The organism is Thalassotalea ponticola, assembly GCF_041379045.1.
Taxonomy (GTDB): Bacteria; Pseudomonadota; Gammaproteobacteria; order Enterobacterales; family Alteromonadaceae; genus Thalassotalea_A; species Thalassotalea_A ponticola.
The window spans coordinates 544,933-561,769 of sequence record NZ_CP166871.1; the positions used below are offsets into that span (position 1 = coordinate 544,933).

Below are 16,837 nucleotides of genomic sequence, written 5' to 3' on the forward strand. Positions count from 1 at the left end.
TGTGCACTGGGGTTGAGTAATTACTTCAATTTTTTTAGTGCACAAAAGATACAAAATTGAGCCTTAAAATACAAACACTTTTGTCAATAATAGACCGATAGTGCTATGATAGGCGTCTGGAAAAAATGGTCAAATGTCATGTAATTTGAACACCTCGCCTTAAAACTGGCTCAGCAATATCCGATTGCTGATAAAAGTGACGCCAAGGTATGCAGGAAGCGCCAACGCAACTGGAGTAAAAGACATATTTATGAGTATGCAGCAAAAACAAGAAGCCTTAGTAAACGCTTTTAAAGATTTACTTAAGCAAGAGCAATTTGGCTCACAAGGTGATATCGTCGACGCGCTAAAAGCGCAAGGCTTTGATAACGTTAGCCAATCTAAAGTTTCTCGTATGCTGAGTAAATTTGGCGCTGTACGAACTCGTAATGCGCGTCAGGAAATGGTTTACTGCTTACCCGCTGAATTAGGGGTGCCAACAGCAAAAAGCCCGTTAAAACAATTAGTTCTTGATATTGAGTCAAATGAAGTGATGTTAATTGTGCGCACCAGCCCAGGTGCGGCTCAATTGATTGCCCGACTATTGGACTCGCTCGGTAAGGCCGACGGCGTGTTGGGCACCATTGCCGGCGATGATACTATCTTCATTTCGCCTACGTCAGTTGATGAAATTGAACAAATTAAGAAAAACCTGTTTGAGCTATTTCAAAAGATGGAATAGCCGCTAGGGTCAACAAACCCTGGGCTCAGCTCGACAAACACAAAAGGCGCGATAGAAATCGCGCCTTTTGTGTTTTATCCGTGCGAACATAGTACTGTTTTTGCTAGCCCTGCGCAGCCGCTTCTAGTAGTTCGCTTGATGGGACAAAGAACGTCGCACCGGTTTCTGCTTGAGTATAGTCGAGCAGTTGATCGCAGTGGCCGAGTGCGTCACCGGTGTAGCGGCTTGCTAAATGCTCGGTTAGATACTCGGCATTGTGACAAAAGGCGACGTAAAACAGGCCTTGGTTTTTCATATGACCATAGGGCATACTCTGCTGTAGTATTTGCTTGGCGTTGCCATCATCGTCATATAAGGTGGTTCGCGCCCGATGTGACGTTGGTTCAGGTTCGGTCGCAAGGGTCTGTAAATCTTCGTATTTTGCTTGCCCGATTATTAACTCTTGTTGTTGTGTTGTCAGCTCCTGCCAGGCGCTCATATTGTGGCAAAATCGTTGGATCAGTAAATAACTGCCCTTGCTAAAAATACCATGGCTGTTATCGACAAGGGCGACTGTCTGTTTGTGTAACCCTCTGGGGTTATCTGGGGCGATGACAAAACCGGTGAGGTCTCGACCGTCTAAATAACGAAACCCCTTTACTTGTTCTACCAACTCGACTGCGTCGCCAAGCAAGGCGCACACTTTAGTTGATACCGCGTGGTTAACATCGGCCCGATCACTGCGAATTTGGATAAATAGATCGTAGTTATTGGCTGGTGCTATTCGGTTATGGGATTCAATGTGATTAAACGGCGCCAGTTTATGAGGACGCCCTAACGGGTAATAATTATCCCAGTATGCAGCGCCTATCGCGATCACTGTGTTGAGGTTGGCTTCAGAGTAACTGTCGTTATACGCATCAAACATGGCGGGCAACTTAGCGAGAATCTTGCGGATAAACGCGTGCTTGTTATCAAGCACGTTAAACAGTAAATAATAACTGTGCAGGTTGGGTTCCGCACAAACGCCAATTTGCTCTAGGGCCATTGTTTAATAACTCATTAACTTTTTGTTCAAGTATATGAATTTAATATTAATTATGGAAGTAGTTAAATAGTCTATTTTGTGCTGTTTACTTGAAATAGCTGCTTATCATCCCAGCGCAACGCGGTTAAACGTCCGCCCCACACACATCCTGTATCTAGGGCGTATATGTTATCGGCGTTAACGCGCCCCTCTAAAGAGGCCCAATGACCAAACACCCATTGTAGCTTGTCGAGCGTTTGATGTACCTCAAACCAAGGCTGTAAATGCTTGTTGGTATTCGCCTTGGGTGAATTCTTCGATTTAAATTCTAAACCACCGTCTTGATAGCAAAAGCGCATGCGCGTTAGCGCATTGACGGTAAAGCGAAACTTCTCAATATCACTGTGGCAGTGTTGCCAATGATTGGGTAAATTGCCGTACATAGCACGCAACCACTTTTTCGGTTTCTTGCTTTGTAGACGTTGACTGACAAATGCTGACATCTTTAGTGCTTTTTTGCTACTCCAGTTAGGCGGCAAGCCAGCATGACTTAAAAAGCCATTGCCATCGGGAAGGGCTAAGACCAGCGGTTGTTGGCGTAACCATTCCATCAGTTGCGCGCAGTCACTGGCGTGCAGTAAGTTGTCTAGTTTGTCTTTTTTGTTGGCCTTACTAACGCCGTAGTAGGTGGCCAGTAAGTGTAAATCGTGATTGCCAAGTACGGTTTTAGCGGCCTCGCCAAGTCCTGATACGTAGCGCAGTGTTGATAGCGAGTCTTCTCCGCGTGCAACGAGGTCACCACAAAACCACAATTGGTCTTGAACCGGGTCAAATGCTATTTTATCAACCAGCTTCTGTAACGATGCGTAGCAACCTTGGACATCGCCAATGAGATAAATGGCCATGTCTAATTAACGATATTGGGCACAGCTAATGAAAAACAGGGAATGTTGACGCGGTATTGGTTGCCGTCCAGGTCGCGCATGGTATAAAAGCCTTCCATTGCACCGATCGGCGTTTTTATCACTGAGCCACTGGTATAACGGTAACGCTGTCCGCTGTGTAAGATCGGTTGTTGACCAACCACGCCATCGCCTTCTACGCTTGCTTTTTGGCCGTCAGCATCGGTAATAAGCCAACTGCGGGAGATGAGCTGTAATGTTTTGTCACTGTTATTTTCAATGGTTATGGTATAGCTAAATACATAACGCTGTTGATAACTATCAGATTGATCCTCGATAAAATCTACCTGACTTGAGACACTAACCAGTTGGCCCGGATCGTTACTGCTCATCGTTTACCCCAAATTATTGTTGTGGCGGGTTGTCTGCTAAATAATTAGCAATTTTCACGTAATCTGGCAAGCTGATATTTTCAGGGCGCAGTGAAGCACTGATCCCTAATTGCTCTAGTTGCTCAGCGCTAATCAGTTTTTTCAAACTGTTGCGGATGGTCTTACGTCGTTGATTAAATGCTTCGGTACAGACGCGACCAAGCCACTTGATATCTTTCGCTGGGTACTCGATATGTTCCCGAGGGATCAAGCGAACAATAGCGCTATCTACTTTTGGCGGTGGCTGAAAGGCTTCTGGACCAATTTCCATCACTGGCATCACCTGACAGTAGTATTGGCACATGATTGAAAGTCGGCCATAGGCTTTGCTATCTGGACCTGCCGCCATGCGGTTAACCACTTCCTTTTGCAGCATAAAATGCATGTCTTTGATTTTATCGCCAAAACTGAGTAGGTGGAAAATCAACGGCGTGGAAATATTGTATGGCAAATTGCCAAACACGCGCAGCGGTTGGCTTTCGGCGAGCGTGCCAAAGTCAAACTTCAACGCATCTATTTCATAAATGGTTAGGTGCTTCGCCAAAAACGGGTGGTGGCGTAATCGATGAGCTAAATCGCGATCAAGCTCAACGACGCTGATATCACCTGCGCGTTCAATGACCGGTTCGGTCAGGGCGCCAAGGCCAGGGCCTATTTCAATTAAGTTTTCGCCCTCTGCCGGGTCGATGGCGTCAACGATCCTACTGATCACGGCGTCGTCGTGGAGAAAGTTTTGCCCAAATCGTTTTTTCGCCTGATGGCCTAAGTGTGATTTATTCATTGCTGATTTTGTACCAGGTTGATCGCGTTTAATAATGCGGCCTTAAAGCTGCCCACATCGGCTTGATTAGTTCCGGCAAGCTCAAGCGCCGTACCGTGGTCTACCGAGGTACGAATAAACGGTAAACCTAAGGTAATGTTAACCGAGTTACCAAACCCTTTATATTTTAGCACTGGTAAGCCCTGATCGTGATACATTGCCAGTACCGCATCGGCATCTTGTAAATATTTGTCTTGAAAAATGGTATCTGCAGGCAGGGGACCGATTAACGTCATCCCTTGCTCGCGCAGTTCATTTAAGGCTGGGGTAATGGTGGTAATTTCCTCATTGCCTAAGTGCCCATCTTCACCGGCATGTGGGTTTAACCCACAGACGTAAATTTTGGGTTTGTCGATACCGAACTTTGCTTGTAAATCGTCGTGTAAAATTCGAGTTATTTTTAAAATTCGCTCGCGAGTTACCGCTTTTGATACGTAAGCAAGTGGGATGTGCGTGGTCATTAAAGAAACGCGCAAGCCTTCGGTTGCCAGCATCATCACCACGTCATTACAATTCGCCTGTTGAGCAAAAAATTCGGTATGACCAGAAAATGCAATGCCGGCTTTGTTAATCAGTCCTTTGTGCACGGGACCCGTACAAACCGCTTTGAACTCACCACTCATGTTGCGTTCGCTGGCGATGCGCAGCGTTTCGACCACATAAGCACCGTTGTTGGGGTTTAATTGGCCAGCAACACACGGTTCGGCGAGTTTAACCGGCAATACGCACAGATGACCTGCTCGATGCGGTATTGGCGCTGCGTCGCTATCGTAAAGGCTTACAGTCAATGGTAAGCCTAGTGCATTTGCACGCTGGACTAACAACTCGGGGTCGGCAATTGCCACTAATTGTACTGGCCAAGGTTGCTGTATTAAGTTGATTAAAATGTCCGGGCCAACACCAGCTGGTTCACCTGGCGTTATTGCGATTTTTGCGGTCATTGCAGTTACTCTTCCATGATTTCAATATAGGCTGCGTCGCGAGTTTCTTTCATCCAACGTTGCGCTTCTGCGCCAAACTTGCGATTAAACAATAATTGATACGCTCTATTTTCGTTATTCTGTTGCGTTGCGTCTAGGGTTCTACGACCGGTAAGTTGCACTAAATGCCAACCAAATGACGAACGAAACGGCTTGGCGTATTGGTCTACCTCTAGATTCTCAATAACCTCTTTAAACGCCGGATCATAATTTGCTGGGTCAGCCCAACCTAGGTCGCCACCGCGACTTGCAGTGGGTCCTTCAGAGTGCTCTTTGGCCAAGGTGTCGAAGTCGGCTTCGCCATTTTCGATTTGCACCAGCATATCGGCAAGCATTTGCTCAGCTTTTTGTTCAGATAAAATAATTGATGGTTTGATTAAAATGTGGCGAGCGCGCAATTCAGTTTTCTCAACCACTTGCTTACCTCGGGTTTCAAGGATCTTGATGATATTAAAGCCCAAACCCGTGCGTACTGGACCGAATACTTCACCTGCGTTTTTACCGTCGACTAACTCGGCAAACAAGGTTGGCATTTCGTTGATACCACGCCAACCGAGGTCGCCACCGTCAAGGGCCGTGTCGGCACCAGATGACGCGATGGCAATCTTTTTAAAGTCTGAACCGTTGTTCAATAACTCGATAACTTTGTCGGCGCGCTGTTTGGCGTCTTCTAAATCTGCTTGTGTCGGCTCTTCTGGAAAGGCAATTAAAATGTGACCTAGGCGATACTCCACATTGGCATTAGTTTGCTCTTTCATTAATTCCACTAAGTTAGAGACTTCTTGTGGTGTGATACTGACCCGACGACGAACGTTGATGTTGCGCACGTCATTGACGATTAACTCGGTGCGAATGCTTTCTCGGTAACGTTCGTAGTCAACGCCTTGGTTGACTAACATTTGGCGAAATTGCTCGACTGTCATGCCGCGCTCTTGAGCGATTCGTCCGATAGCTTGTTCTAATTGACTGTCGCTTACTTGCACCCCCATGCGCTCGCCCATTTGCAAGAGTAAGCTGTCGTTAATGAGTTTCTCAATGGCTTGAGTGCGCAATACCGTGTCCGACGGTAGACTTTGATTTTCAGCTAGAGCCTGTTGCTTTACGGTATTGACCAAATCATTGATGTCTGATTCTAGCACAACACCCGAATTGACGATGGCAACAACGTGATCCAGTGGTTGTGGCGCGGCGACGGTGTGAACACTGCTGATTAGCGAAAATAGCAGACCTGATAATGCGATAGCGGTTTTAGTAATTTTTTTCATTTTACATCTTTAGTTATTTTAGGAGGCGCATTAGGCGCCTTTTAATTAGTCAAAAAGTAGGGGCGCTTGTAGCCGAATATGCCGGATTCGAGCATGTCATCAATAGGTAACGCTTGTTGGTTACTGCCAAGACCTTTAAGGACAAACTGTATCATAAAGCCACTGTCGTATTCATCGCGGCTTTGGTTGTTCAACTCATCCACATCAAAGTTGGTATTAATATCACGATGATAAGCAAAACGCACGGCCCAACAGCAACTTTCGTATTGAAATCCAGTATATGCTTCGAGTGAACGTTGCGCTACTAGGTCTTGTGTTACATGACCAACAAATGTCCAATTTTCATTAATCGGAAAACTGGTTAAGGCGCGCACTTGTTCAATTTTCTCACCAGAAAAGTTTTTGATGTAACGGTGACTGAGTTGTGCCAACTGACCATCGCTATGACGATAGTCTAAGCTGATTTGGCTTTTTTCTGTTGACGAACTTTCGGTATCGTATTGAATCTCAGTTTGTAATTGCCAGCGCTCTAACAGTTGTAGAAACAGATCAGCGGCGAGCGATGATTGGTCAATGCGTTGGCCTTCCTCATCAAATGAGTCATTGCTGTTCTTTAAGTAGAAAATTCGACCCAGACTCAAGCGGAAAAGTTCCGCATTATCTGCGCTTAAAATACGCGTGGTCGCACCGAGCGATATTTGATTGGCTTGAGCAATGCGATCTAAGCCACTAAAGCGACGGTCTCTAAACAAGCCGTTAAAGTCGTCTTGCAATGGCGATGTATCATAGATAAAGATATTGTTTTGATCTTCTTTGGGGATGTACAAATACTGAATCTGCGGTTCAAATGTTTGCGTTTTGTCTTGGAAAAAAAGATCGGCATCGCGGTCAAAATTTAAACCCGCATGCAAACGCACTTTAGGCAAGGTGCGATTCACTTTAGGCTCTAACTCTAGCTCACTATTGGCGATTACAAAATCCAAATTGTCTTGCTTAAAGTAGGTGTGCATTAAACGCGCATCGGTATCGATAAACCAGCCAGGACGAGATACAGGTAGCGATAGACCAGCTTCAACGTGAAATCGGTCGGCAGTTGGCAGCAGCGGATCGGCGATCTCAAAATGAGAGTATTCGCTGTACACATTAAAGGTCGCGTTTGACAGCCCTAACGGCAGATACATTTGCGCCTCGAGTTGTGGCAGGGTTCGATAGGTGTCGTTACTATCACCGAGCACTTTAAAATCTTGCAACTTTATTGATGAGTGCCAAAAGTCGGCGAAATACGCCAATTCACCTATTCGCCACAAATACGCATCGGATTTGTTAAACTGATCACTGCCGATATCAACTAAGTAGTTATCGTCACTGATATCGCTGTAGTCAAGGTGCAATCGATAGCGCTCTGAGAAGGTGCCAAAATGCTGAAAACGGTGTAAATAGCGGGCGCTGTCATCAACCAACTCCCGATCTCGATTGAGGTATTCAACATTTAACTGACCAAACTGACCACCGGTTAAATAGCGAAATTCACTGAGTAATTGGGTGCCGCGTTTGGACATGTAGTACGGGGTTATAGTGGCATCCATATTGGGTGCAATATTCCAATAAAACGGTTGGCCAAATTCAAAGCCGCGATTACCCGACGTCGATATCTTAGGGTATAAAAAGCCGGTTTTGCGATCATCGGTTAACGGAAAGTTGAAATAAGGCAAATAAAACACGGGTATGTCTTTGATGCGAAATACGGTGTTCCACGCCTCGCCTTGGTTATCTTCGGTAGACAGATTGATATCAGCGGCACTGAGTTGCCAGTCGGGCACTGGCTCAGAGCATGTGGTAAAAGTCGATTCGGTTAACCGCAGTCCTTGCTCATTGATGGTTAAACTGTCGGCATGACCTCGCGTTGAACCCTGAGTTAAGCGATAGTCAGAATTGATTAATTCAATCTCTTTCGCTGTGCTATTGGCGCTAAGTCGGTCGGCTGAGACGGTGATTTTGTTGTTTTGAAATTGCGTCTTACCACGAGTCTCTAATAAGCCTGTGTCTTTATCGATGAGCACTTGATCAGCACGTATTTTATTTTGTCCGCTCGATACGACAACATCACCAGATAAGGACAGTTTTTTGTTTTTCTCAATCACTGATTTTTTTGATTCAATGATGATGTGCTCGTCGTCGTAGTCCAGACCTAGATTACTCAACGAAATAGCTGGTGGCGGCGCGACTTGACATTGCGCTGCCAGATTTGGCGTTGGCTCAGGCTGAGTTTGCGCGCTGACCATCAATGGCGGGGCCATATATGCGATTAATATCAATTTGCTAAGATGCTGCATTCACTGTCCATTAAAAATGCTAATTGTGTTATTTTTTGCTTGAGATGTTGTATCAAGTATTATCAACAGTGATACTGAGTCTTGTTATTCGCGCTAGGGGAGAGAATAAGTCTCTGGTATCTTTAATCTTATTATTGCTTTATAGTTTAACATAGCTTCGTCATTTTTTGTCTAGTGATTACACAAATAATTGTTAGGGTTTTATCTTGTCTTTATCATGCCGTACTGAGGCTCTCTGCAATTGGTTAGAGCAACAGTTTTCAACCGATTTTATTCATTTAACTGCACTTAAAGGCGACGCTGGTTTTCGTCGTTACTTTCGCTTTGTTCATCAAAACCAGTCGTATATTGCCGTAGACTCACCAGCCGACAAGTGCAACAACGCCAGCTTTATCAGTATTGCCAAAACGCTAAAAGCACACGCAGTCAAAGTGCCAGAGATATACGCTTGTGATCAGCGCAATGGATTTTTTTGCATTGAAGATTTCGGCAATTGCTTACTCAGTGACAAGCTCAGTGAACACACCATGCTTGGTTACTATCAACAAGCATTGGTTGAACTCGACAAAATACAAACCGTACAGGCGGTTGACGGCTACTCATTAACATCCTACGACGGACCGTTTTTACAACAAGAAATGGCCATATTTAGTCAATGGCTAGTGGCTGAGTACCTCAATATATCGCTATCACAGCAGCAACAAAGACAATTACAACACTGCTTTGATATATTGGAAAGCAGTGCCTTGGCGCAACCTCAGTGTTTTGTGCATCGCGATTTTCACAGCCGTAATTTGATGCTGACTAACGATAATCAACTGGCTGTGATTGACTTTCAAGATGCGGTAATAGGGCCAGTCACCTATGATTTGGTATCCTTGCTACGAGATTGCTACGTTCGTTGGCCCGATGCCTTGGTCTGCCCGCTTTTCGCCCAATATTATCAAAAGTTTTGTAGAACAGCCGGTCAACAGTTTGCAGAGCAGATAAGCTACGATCAGTTTTATCAATGGTTTGAGTTAATGGGCTTACAGCGTCATATTAAGGCCAGTGGTATTTTTGCCAGACTGTATTTGCGTGATAACAAACCGGGCTACTTGGCCGATATACCGCTGACTTTATCTTACATCGTCGATGTTTGTGGGCGCTATCCACAATTACAATTTCTCGGTGACTTGGTTGCCAACATCGTGTTGCCGGCAATAAAAGACAAAGGGGCGGACGCATGAAGGTTATGATATTGGCTGCAGGGCGCGGTGAACGCATGCGCCCATTGACCGACCACACGCCCAAGCCTTTGTTAAAGGTGTGCGATAAGCCGTTAATTGAACATCACATCACCCGTCTTAAAGCCGCTGGGTTTGATCAGTTTGTCATAAACTTAGCGTATCTCGGTGAGCAGATTGAAGGGTATTTCGGCAATGGCCAAAACTGGGGCGTAGACATTGCGTACTCGTGGGAGTTAGAAGGGGCTTTAGAGACGGCTGGTGGTATTGCTAATGCGCTGAACCTGCTGGGGAACGAGCCATTTCTTGTGGTTAATGGCGACGTCTACTGTGATATTGATTACCGTCAATTGTGTTTGCCGAAACACAGCTTGGCGCATTTGATTATGGTCTCTAATCCAGACCACCATCCGGCAGGTGACTTTAGCCTAGTGCAAGGTAAATTGCGCAGTGAGGGCAACGAAAATCGCTTAACATACTCGGGCATCGGCATCTTCAGACCGGCATTGTTTACCGGCCTCGCCGAGAAAAAACAGGCACTTGGTCCGATATTGCGCCAAGCGATGCTGTCGCAGGCGATTAGCGCTGAACACTACCAAGGACTGTGGAGTGATGTTGGCACACCATATCGCTTACAACAACTTGAACAACAGTTGCAGCGCGATAATGCTATTGTCGATTGAACTACACTAGCAGCGACGGTTAATAACAGCCGATCATAGCTCAACATTGCCAATGTGGTGTTGGCGTCGGTGAACAGAATACATAGATTGGATAGGAAACAGGCAGGCAGTTATGCGTATTTGGGGCAAAGTCATCGGTTTTTTACTCGGCTTCATGGCGGGACGAGTTATAGGCGCACTGATAGGTTTGTGGTTAGGTCACAAAATCGATAAAGGCGTAAACTTCGATTTTGAGGCACTGAGTAATAAAAATGAGCAACAACGCCAGCATATTTTCTTTGACGCCACATATTCGATTATGGGCCACATCGCCAAAGCCAGTGGGCGAGTCAGTGAAGAGGAAATAGCCTTTGCCAATGCGTCAATGCAACGCTGGGGATTGAACGATGAGGCAAAGCGCCGAGCCCAGAGCGCGTTTGCTGAAGGTAAACAAGCCGACTTTGATGTGGAAGCCAAAGTAAGACAGTTAAGAGTGGCCTCGTTTGGTCGCCATGACCTACTGCAAATGTTCGTTGAAATTCAAATTCAAGCGGCCTTCGCCGATGGCGATTTACACCCTCAAGAGCGGGCAATATTGCACCGTGTAGCTAAGGGATTGGGTATCTCCAGTCGCGAACTCGACCAATTACTGGACCGCATTATCGCAGGTGAACAATTTCATCAGCAACAGTCTCCTGCGCAACAAAAACAACAGCTTAGTAATGCTTATCGATTGCTTGGGGTGAGCGAGCAAAGTGATATGCGCGAAGTAAAAAAAGCCTACCGAAAATTAATGTCGCAACACCATCCCGACAAACTCGTAGCCAAAGGTTTACCACCTGAGTTGATGCAGGATGCAAAACAAAAGGCGCAAGACATTCAAGCTGCGTATGAACTAATCGCTAAACGGCGGGCGGCTAATGGATAACGACGCGACGCATTGATAACTCTGTCGCCTGACACGGCACAACAATAAATAAGGGCTCAAAAACAGAGCCCTTATTTATTGTTGTAAGGTTTGCGTTAATCAAATGGGCACGGTGCAATAAACTCGATTCTTTGTCCCGTGCTCGGGTGAGATAGCGCATAAAACTGCGAGTGCAGTTGAAGGCGCTTACTCATCGCTAAGGCTTTAGGGTGGGCATATAATCTGTCGCCAAGAATCGGATGGCCAAGACTGAGCATATGCACCCTGAGTTGATGTGAGCGGCCGGTGATCGGTTTGAGTTCGAGTAAGCTGGTGCAGGCATCGCTCGACAGCAGCCGATAATGGGTGATTGCTTTTTTACCTCGCTGATGACAGACCATTTGCTTAGGGCGGTTGGGCCAGTCGCAAATCAGCGGTAAATCAATCTCGCCGTGTGTCTGCTGCAGATGACCAAACACACGTGCTATGTAGAGCTTTTCGGTTTGGCGCTGTTCAAACTGGCGCGAAATAGCCACGTGACTGGCTTTGTTTAACGCCATAATGATAATGCCAGAGGTTGCCATATCAAGCCGATGGACAATGGTCGCATTGGGTAATACTCGCTGCACGCGATGTTGCAAACAATCTTGATGTTCAGTTAATCGCCCAGGCACGGTTAGTAAACCACTGGGCTTATTTAATACGATGATATCGTCATCGCGATAAATCACCTCGAGATAAGGACTCATCGGTGGGGCGTAGACAAACTCTGGATTAGCACTCATGTTATCGATACAGCGTCAAAGGTTACGTCGATATGACTCGGATTTAACTGTGGTTGCCTATTGGCTAACCACAATCAAACGGATGGCTTCAAAATTCAACTGAGCGTGGTCAATAACGTGATCCAATTGCTGTTGCTGAAGTTCGATAAAATCTAACTCTGACTGGCGCACGTTAGGGTTGACCGCGGCTAGCGCCTGTAAGCGTTCTAGTTCATCGCGCAGCGAGTTGTGCATTTTAGCTTTAGCTTCTTCAATTAACGACCTTACCTTGATTTGAGTGTGTTGTTCGGCTTTGTCGACAAGCATCGGTATTTGCCCTTTGAGAGCCTTAACCAGTTGCAATCCAACTTGCTTTTTCACCGGTGATAATTGGCCGTCGAACGCCGATTCACTTACTTTGCTGGCCAGATCGTTGCCTTGCTTGTCAAGCAACACGCGCACCGGCGTGGTTGGTAAATAACGACCAACTTGTAGCTGTGCTGGCGCCATAGCCGACAGGGTGTAGATACATTCAACAAAAAATGTACCCACCGGTAATGCGGGATTTTTCAGTAAAGCAATGCTGGCATTACCAATATCATCACTGAGTATTAAATCCATAGCCCCGGTGACCATGGGGTGATCCCAAGTTAGCAAGTGGTAGTCTTCATTGCTCAACGCGGTATCGCGGTCAAACGTTACCGTGGTACCGTCTTCTGGTAGCATCGGGAAATTACTCGTTAACATATGCTCGCTGGGGGTTAATGCAATGGCGTTATCACTGCGATCATCTTGGTTTAGGCCAAACACGTCAAATAGTGAAAACATATAAGCGGGTAAATCGAAGCTTTGATCTTGTTCGGCGATTTTCGCCACTAACGCATTTGCCGCGCCTTGACCGGAGCTGTTGATTTCTAATAGCTTGTCACGACCTTGTTCCAGTTCGTGCTTTAATTTTAGATGAAGGTCTTTACTGCCTTTTAACACATTAACCAGAGCCTCATCTTGCCAGATGCCTTGCATCGCAAGCTGGTACACTTGATCACCGAACTCTTCGTAAACAGCGCGCGCGGTAACACAGGTGTGTTCAAACGCATCTAAGGCGTTGTGGTACCAATTTAACAACATCGATTGCGGAGATTGATCAAAATACGGCACGTGAATGGAGATGTCATGTTGCTGACCAATGCGATCGAGTCGACCGATGCGCTGCTCAAGTAGATCGGGATTAGTTGGTAAATCAAATAGCACCAGTTGATGAGCGAACTGGAAATTGCGACCTTCCGAGCCAATCTCCGAACACAACAACACTTGTGCGGCCTCCTCTGTTTGGGCAAAGTAAGCAGCTGCTCTGTCTCGTTCAAAAATGCTCATACCTTCGTGGAAAACCGCGCCTCGTATGCCCTCTCTTACCCGAAGAGCCTGCTCGAGATCTTTTGCTGTTTGCGCATGGGCACAAATCACCAGTACCTTTAGCTGTCGGTCACTGTTGAGTAATTCTATCAAGTACTCAACTCGCGGATCAAAGTCGCTCCAATTGTCTTGACGAGGTTCCAAATGGTAGAGAATTTCAGGGGTAAACAACGAATTTACCGCCGCTGATTCAGTGCGCTGAGAAATCCAATCCGTCATCACCTCATCGTAGGGCTCCGGTAGTTCGAGCGCTTTGGCGAGTAGCTGACGCTTGGGGAAGCCCTTGATCGTATTACGCGAGTTTCTAAACAAAATACGCCCCGTGCCGTGGCGGTCTAACAACATGGCGATTAATGCCTGTTTCGCCTCATTGCGTTGTTCATCGGAGCCGTTTAACTGAGCTAACAGAGTACTAATATCGGTAGGCGCAACGAGTTGTTGCAACACCTGTGTTTGTTGCTCGCTTAGATGCTGTTCAGCCAATATACTATTGGCAGCCTGAGCGACGTGCTGATACGATTTCTCTTCTTCAAGAAATGCCGGATAATCGTAAAAGCGGTTACTATCGAGTAAGCGTAAGCGGGCAAAGTGACTTTCGTGACCTAGCTGATCTGGAGTGGCGGTGAGCAGTAATACACCGGGAATGTTTTGCGCCAAAATATCAATACATTGATACTCTAGTGATGGCTCAGTTGCTGACCACTCTAAGTGATGGGCTTCATCAACCACCAACAGATCCCAGTCTTCGTTCGCGATATTTTCGAATTGCTCGGCGTTGTGAGAAAGAAAATTGAGATTGACTAGCACCAACTGCTCACTGCTGAACGGGTTGTCGCCGGCTTCGTATTGTTGACAGCGCTCTTCGTCAAAAATACTGAATTTAAGGTTGAAACGGCGCAGCATTTCCACCAACCACTGATGCATTAGCGATTCTGGTACGGCAATCAGTACCCGTTGTGCTCGGCCAGATACCAGTTGTTGATGAATAATTAAGCCCGCCTCGATGGTCTTGCCCAAGCCGACTTCATCGGCGAGTAATACCCTAGGTGCGTAACGCTTGCCAACCTCTTCGGCAATGTGCAGTTGGTGGGGAATGAGCGATACCCGGCCACCGAGCAAGCCAGTCAGCTCAGATTGCTGTTGCTGAAATTGATATTGCAATGATGATTTGCGCAGTTGGTACCAGTCGAGGCGATCAAATTGGCCGTTGAGCAGGCGATCATGTGGTTTGTTAAACTTAATGAAGTGATCGAGCATCATCTCTTTTAATGAGACTACGTCACCGGTGTCGGTACGCTCGCCAATATAGGTGTACAAGTCACCATCAATCTGTACTTGAGAAACCGTAATACTAAAGTTTTCATGCGATGGGATCACATCGCCAACGGCAAAGGTTACGCGAGTAAGTGGTGCATCTTTGATTGCATACTGTCGTGATTCGCCGGTGGCCGTGTAGAGGATGGTGACAAAGCGTCCAGATACATCGACAACGGTACCTAAACCTTGATCAGACTCGCTGTCGCTGATCCAACGCTGACCCAAAGAAAACGTCATAATAAAAAGACTCCAAAGTAAGAGCAATGCAAAAAGGGGCGCTATGGTAACGACTCAGAAACAAGTTTTCACCTGTTTATTCAGCATGAGTAGGGTGTTTGCCTAGTTACTAAGCAGGTATGAGGCAATCGTCGCTGCTGTCTACTCGTCATACCTTCTATATCGTTGCTATCGCTGGTTGTTGTATCGTTGAAGCAATATACCGTCACCGCGCAGTAAATATAAATAAGCATAGATTCAATTTAAAAATCTTCATCTATATTTGGCTTTTGCTACTTGTAACTTGGTTAAAAAACTGTCAAATTGAAGTTAAGGATGTCAACAAGGAGGAACAATACAAAGCACCCATTTTAGCGAATGCTGCTCTGCCAACAAACCGAGGCAACAACATTCAGTTAAGTCACTAAGCGCTGTAGGACACACTATGACAGAAAAACCAATCATCTACGTATTAGATACCAACATCCTCCTTCACGAACCATTCGCGTTTCTTTCCTTTGACGAGCACGACGTCGTTGTACCCATGACGGTACTCGAAGAACTCGATAGCATTAAAGATAGAGCCAAAGACGTTAGTCGCGATGCCAGAGTGGCAATTCGCGCGCTAGAAGACACCCTTAAAGACGCATCACCAGAGCAAGTGCTCGCCGGTGTGCCGCTGCCCAATACCAATGAAGAGCACACGCAACCAGGGCGCTTATCAATTTTTAACGATTTTGGTTTGAAGCAGAAAAAAGGGGCGTTATCTCATAACGACAACGACAATCGAATTATTAATACCGCACTGTACTTACAAGAGCACAATCCCGATAAACGCGTGGTATTGGTAACTAAAGACATTAATATGCGCCTTAAAGGCAAGGGCGCAGGCGTCGCGTATGTTGAGGATTACCGCAGTGATCAATTAGTTGATGATATCAAGTTTCTCACTAAGGGATACCACAAGTTTGAAGGGGATTTTTGGCAGAATATCAAAGAGTGTGAGAGCGAGACCACGGGTCGTTATACCCAACACTTATTGGACAAAGATATATTACCCAGTGCTTTTTTAAACGAATACTTAGTCGACGATGAGAAAACATTCGCCGGTAAAATCGTTGGCATTGAAGATGAAAAAATGCTGGTACAAGACCTCGGTTACGAGCGTTTAATGGGGCGCAGTGCGTGGGGCATACATCCGAAAAATATCTACCAAGGAATGGCGTTTGACGCGCTTTTAGATCCGGATATCGATTTGGTTATTCTAACTGGACCAGCCGGTTGTGGTAAGACTTTATTAGCGTTGGCTAGTGCGTTAGAAAACGTCGTTGAGCGCGGTCTCTATGAAAAAATCATTGTCACTCGTTCTACTCCAGACATTGCTGAATCAATCGGTTTTTTACCCGGTACAGAAGAAGAAAAGATGGCTCCTTGGTTAGCAGCCATTACCGATTCATTAGAAGTGTTACACAAACAAGATGAAAGTATGCACGGCAGTATGAATTACATTATGGAAAAGGCCAACATTCAGTTTAAATCGGTCAACTTTATGCGCGGACGAAGTTTACAAAACGCGGTTGTCATCCTCGATGAATGTCAAAACCTTACTGCGGCTCAGTTAAAGACGATCATCACCCGCTGTGGCGAGGGTACGAAAATGATTTGCTCGGGTAACTTGGCGCAAATTGATAGTAACTACCTCACCGCGTTAACCTCAGGTTTAACCTATATTGTTGAGCGCTTTAAAGATTATCCTGGTAGTGCAACGGTCAACTTAAACGGAGTGGTGAGAAGCTCATTAGCCTCATTTGCTGAAGAAAACCTGTAAGGTATTGATAAAACCTTAAGCCAAATAATAAAAAGCCAGCATTTGC

The 16,837-nt window shown here is 45.9% G+C and carries 14 protein-coding genes; 5 read left to right on the forward strand and 9 right to left on the reverse strand.

Going from position 1 to position 16,837, the window contains the following annotated elements; all coding sequences use genetic code 11:
* The first annotated feature begins 250 nt into the window (after positions 1–250).
* Positions 251–721 carry a transcriptional regulator ArgR gene (gene argR, locus ACAY30_RS02460; RefSeq protein ID WP_290252459.1) on the forward strand — a complete coding sequence of 157 codons (471 nt, stop codon included), beginning with the start codon at positions 251–253 and terminating at the stop codon, positions 719–721.
* Between the two features lie 103 nt (positions 722–824).
* Here the strand turns inward: argR and ACAY30_RS02465 are convergent, their stop codons facing one another.
* The 7 genes from ACAY30_RS02465 to lptD all read right to left on the reverse strand — a co-directional run bounded on the left by ACAY30_RS02465 (position 825) and on the right by lptD (position 8,458).
* Positions 825–1,748 (reverse strand): Dyp-type peroxidase, encoded by a 924-nt coding sequence (locus tag ACAY30_RS02465; RefSeq protein ID WP_290252460.1) that lies wholly within the window; start codon positions 1,746–1,748, stop codon positions 825–827.
* A 71-nt stretch (positions 1,749–1,819) separates the two neighbouring features.
* The gene (locus tag ACAY30_RS02470) at positions 1,820–2,632 is read right to left on the reverse strand and encodes a symmetrical bis(5'-nucleosyl)-tetraphosphatase (RefSeq protein ID WP_290252461.1); all 813 of its coding nucleotides are present in this window, start codon (positions 2,630–2,632) and stop codon (positions 1,820–1,822) included.
* A gap of 2 nt (positions 2,633–2,634) precedes the next feature.
* On the reverse strand, positions 2,635–3,021 hold the full coding sequence (gene apaG, locus ACAY30_RS02475) for a Co2+/Mg2+ efflux protein ApaG (RefSeq protein ID WP_290252462.1): 387 nt from the start codon (positions 3,019–3,021) through the stop codon (positions 2,635–2,637).
* A gap of 13 nt (positions 3,022–3,034) precedes the next feature.
* Positions 3,035–3,841: a 16S rRNA (adenine(1518)-N(6)/adenine(1519)-N(6))-dimethyltransferase RsmA gene (rsmA, locus tag ACAY30_RS02480; RefSeq protein ID WP_290252463.1), complete on the reverse strand. Its 807-nt coding sequence runs from the start codon at positions 3,839–3,841 to the stop codon at positions 3,035–3,037.
* Entirely contained in the window at positions 3,838–4,821 is a 984-nt protein-coding gene (pdxA, locus tag ACAY30_RS02485) for a 4-hydroxythreonine-4-phosphate dehydrogenase PdxA (protein ID WP_290252464.1), read from the reverse strand. Before pdxA ends, rsmA begins: the two co-directional genes overlap by 4 nt.
* A 5-nt stretch (positions 4,822–4,826) precedes the next feature.
* Positions 4,827–6,125 carry a peptidylprolyl isomerase SurA gene (gene surA / locus ACAY30_RS02490; protein ID WP_290252465.1) on the reverse strand — a complete coding sequence of 433 codons (1,299 nt, stop codon included), beginning with the start codon at positions 6,123–6,125 and terminating at the stop codon, positions 4,827–4,829.
* 41 nt (positions 6,126–6,166) lie between these two features.
* Entirely contained in the window at positions 6,167–8,458 is a 2,292-nt protein-coding gene (gene lptD / locus ACAY30_RS02495) for an LPS assembly protein LptD (protein ID WP_290252466.1), read from the reverse strand.
* A 206-nt stretch (positions 8,459–8,664) separates the two neighbouring features.
* Here lptD and ACAY30_RS02500 point away from each other — a divergent pair, with 206 nt between their 5' ends.
* From ACAY30_RS02500 to djlA, 3 genes are all read left to right on the forward strand, one after another.
* Positions 8,665–9,687 (forward strand): aminoglycoside phosphotransferase family protein, encoded by a 1,023-nt coding sequence (locus tag ACAY30_RS02500; RefSeq protein WP_290252467.1) that lies wholly within the window; start codon positions 8,665–8,667, stop codon positions 9,685–9,687.
* Positions 9,684–10,367 (forward strand): N-acetylmuramate alpha-1-phosphate uridylyltransferase MurU, encoded by a 684-nt coding sequence (gene murU, locus ACAY30_RS02505; protein WP_290252468.1) that lies wholly within the window; start codon positions 9,684–9,686, stop codon positions 10,365–10,367. The genes ACAY30_RS02500 and murU overlap by 4 nt, the downstream gene beginning before the upstream one ends.
* A gap of 112 nt (positions 10,368–10,479) precedes the next feature.
* Positions 10,480–11,274 (forward strand): co-chaperone DjlA, encoded by a 795-nt coding sequence (gene djlA, locus ACAY30_RS02510; RefSeq protein WP_290252469.1) that lies wholly within the window; start codon positions 10,480–10,482, stop codon positions 11,272–11,274.
* Between the two features lie 95 nt (positions 11,275–11,369).
* Here the strand turns inward: djlA and rluA are convergent, their stop codons facing one another.
* Both rluA and rapA read right to left on the reverse strand, forming a co-directional pair.
* A complete protein-coding gene (gene rluA / locus ACAY30_RS02515) occupies positions 11,370–12,038 on the reverse strand; it encodes a bifunctional tRNA pseudouridine(32) synthase/23S rRNA pseudouridine(746) synthase RluA (protein ID WP_290252470.1) in 669 nt (222 codons plus the stop codon).
* 57 nt (positions 12,039–12,095) lie between these two features.
* A complete protein-coding gene (rapA, locus tag ACAY30_RS02520; RefSeq protein WP_290252471.1) occupies positions 12,096–14,984 on the reverse strand; it encodes an RNA polymerase-associated protein RapA in 2,889 nt (962 codons plus the stop codon).
* Positions 14,985–15,408: 424 nt separating this feature from the next.
* On the opposite strand from rapA, the gene ACAY30_RS02525 reads away from it, so the two are divergent.
* Positions 15,409–16,791 carry a PhoH family protein gene (locus tag ACAY30_RS02525; protein WP_290252472.1) on the forward strand — a complete coding sequence of 461 codons (1,383 nt, stop codon included), beginning with the start codon at positions 15,409–15,411 and terminating at the stop codon, positions 16,789–16,791.
* Positions 16,792–16,837 lie beyond the last annotated feature (46 nt).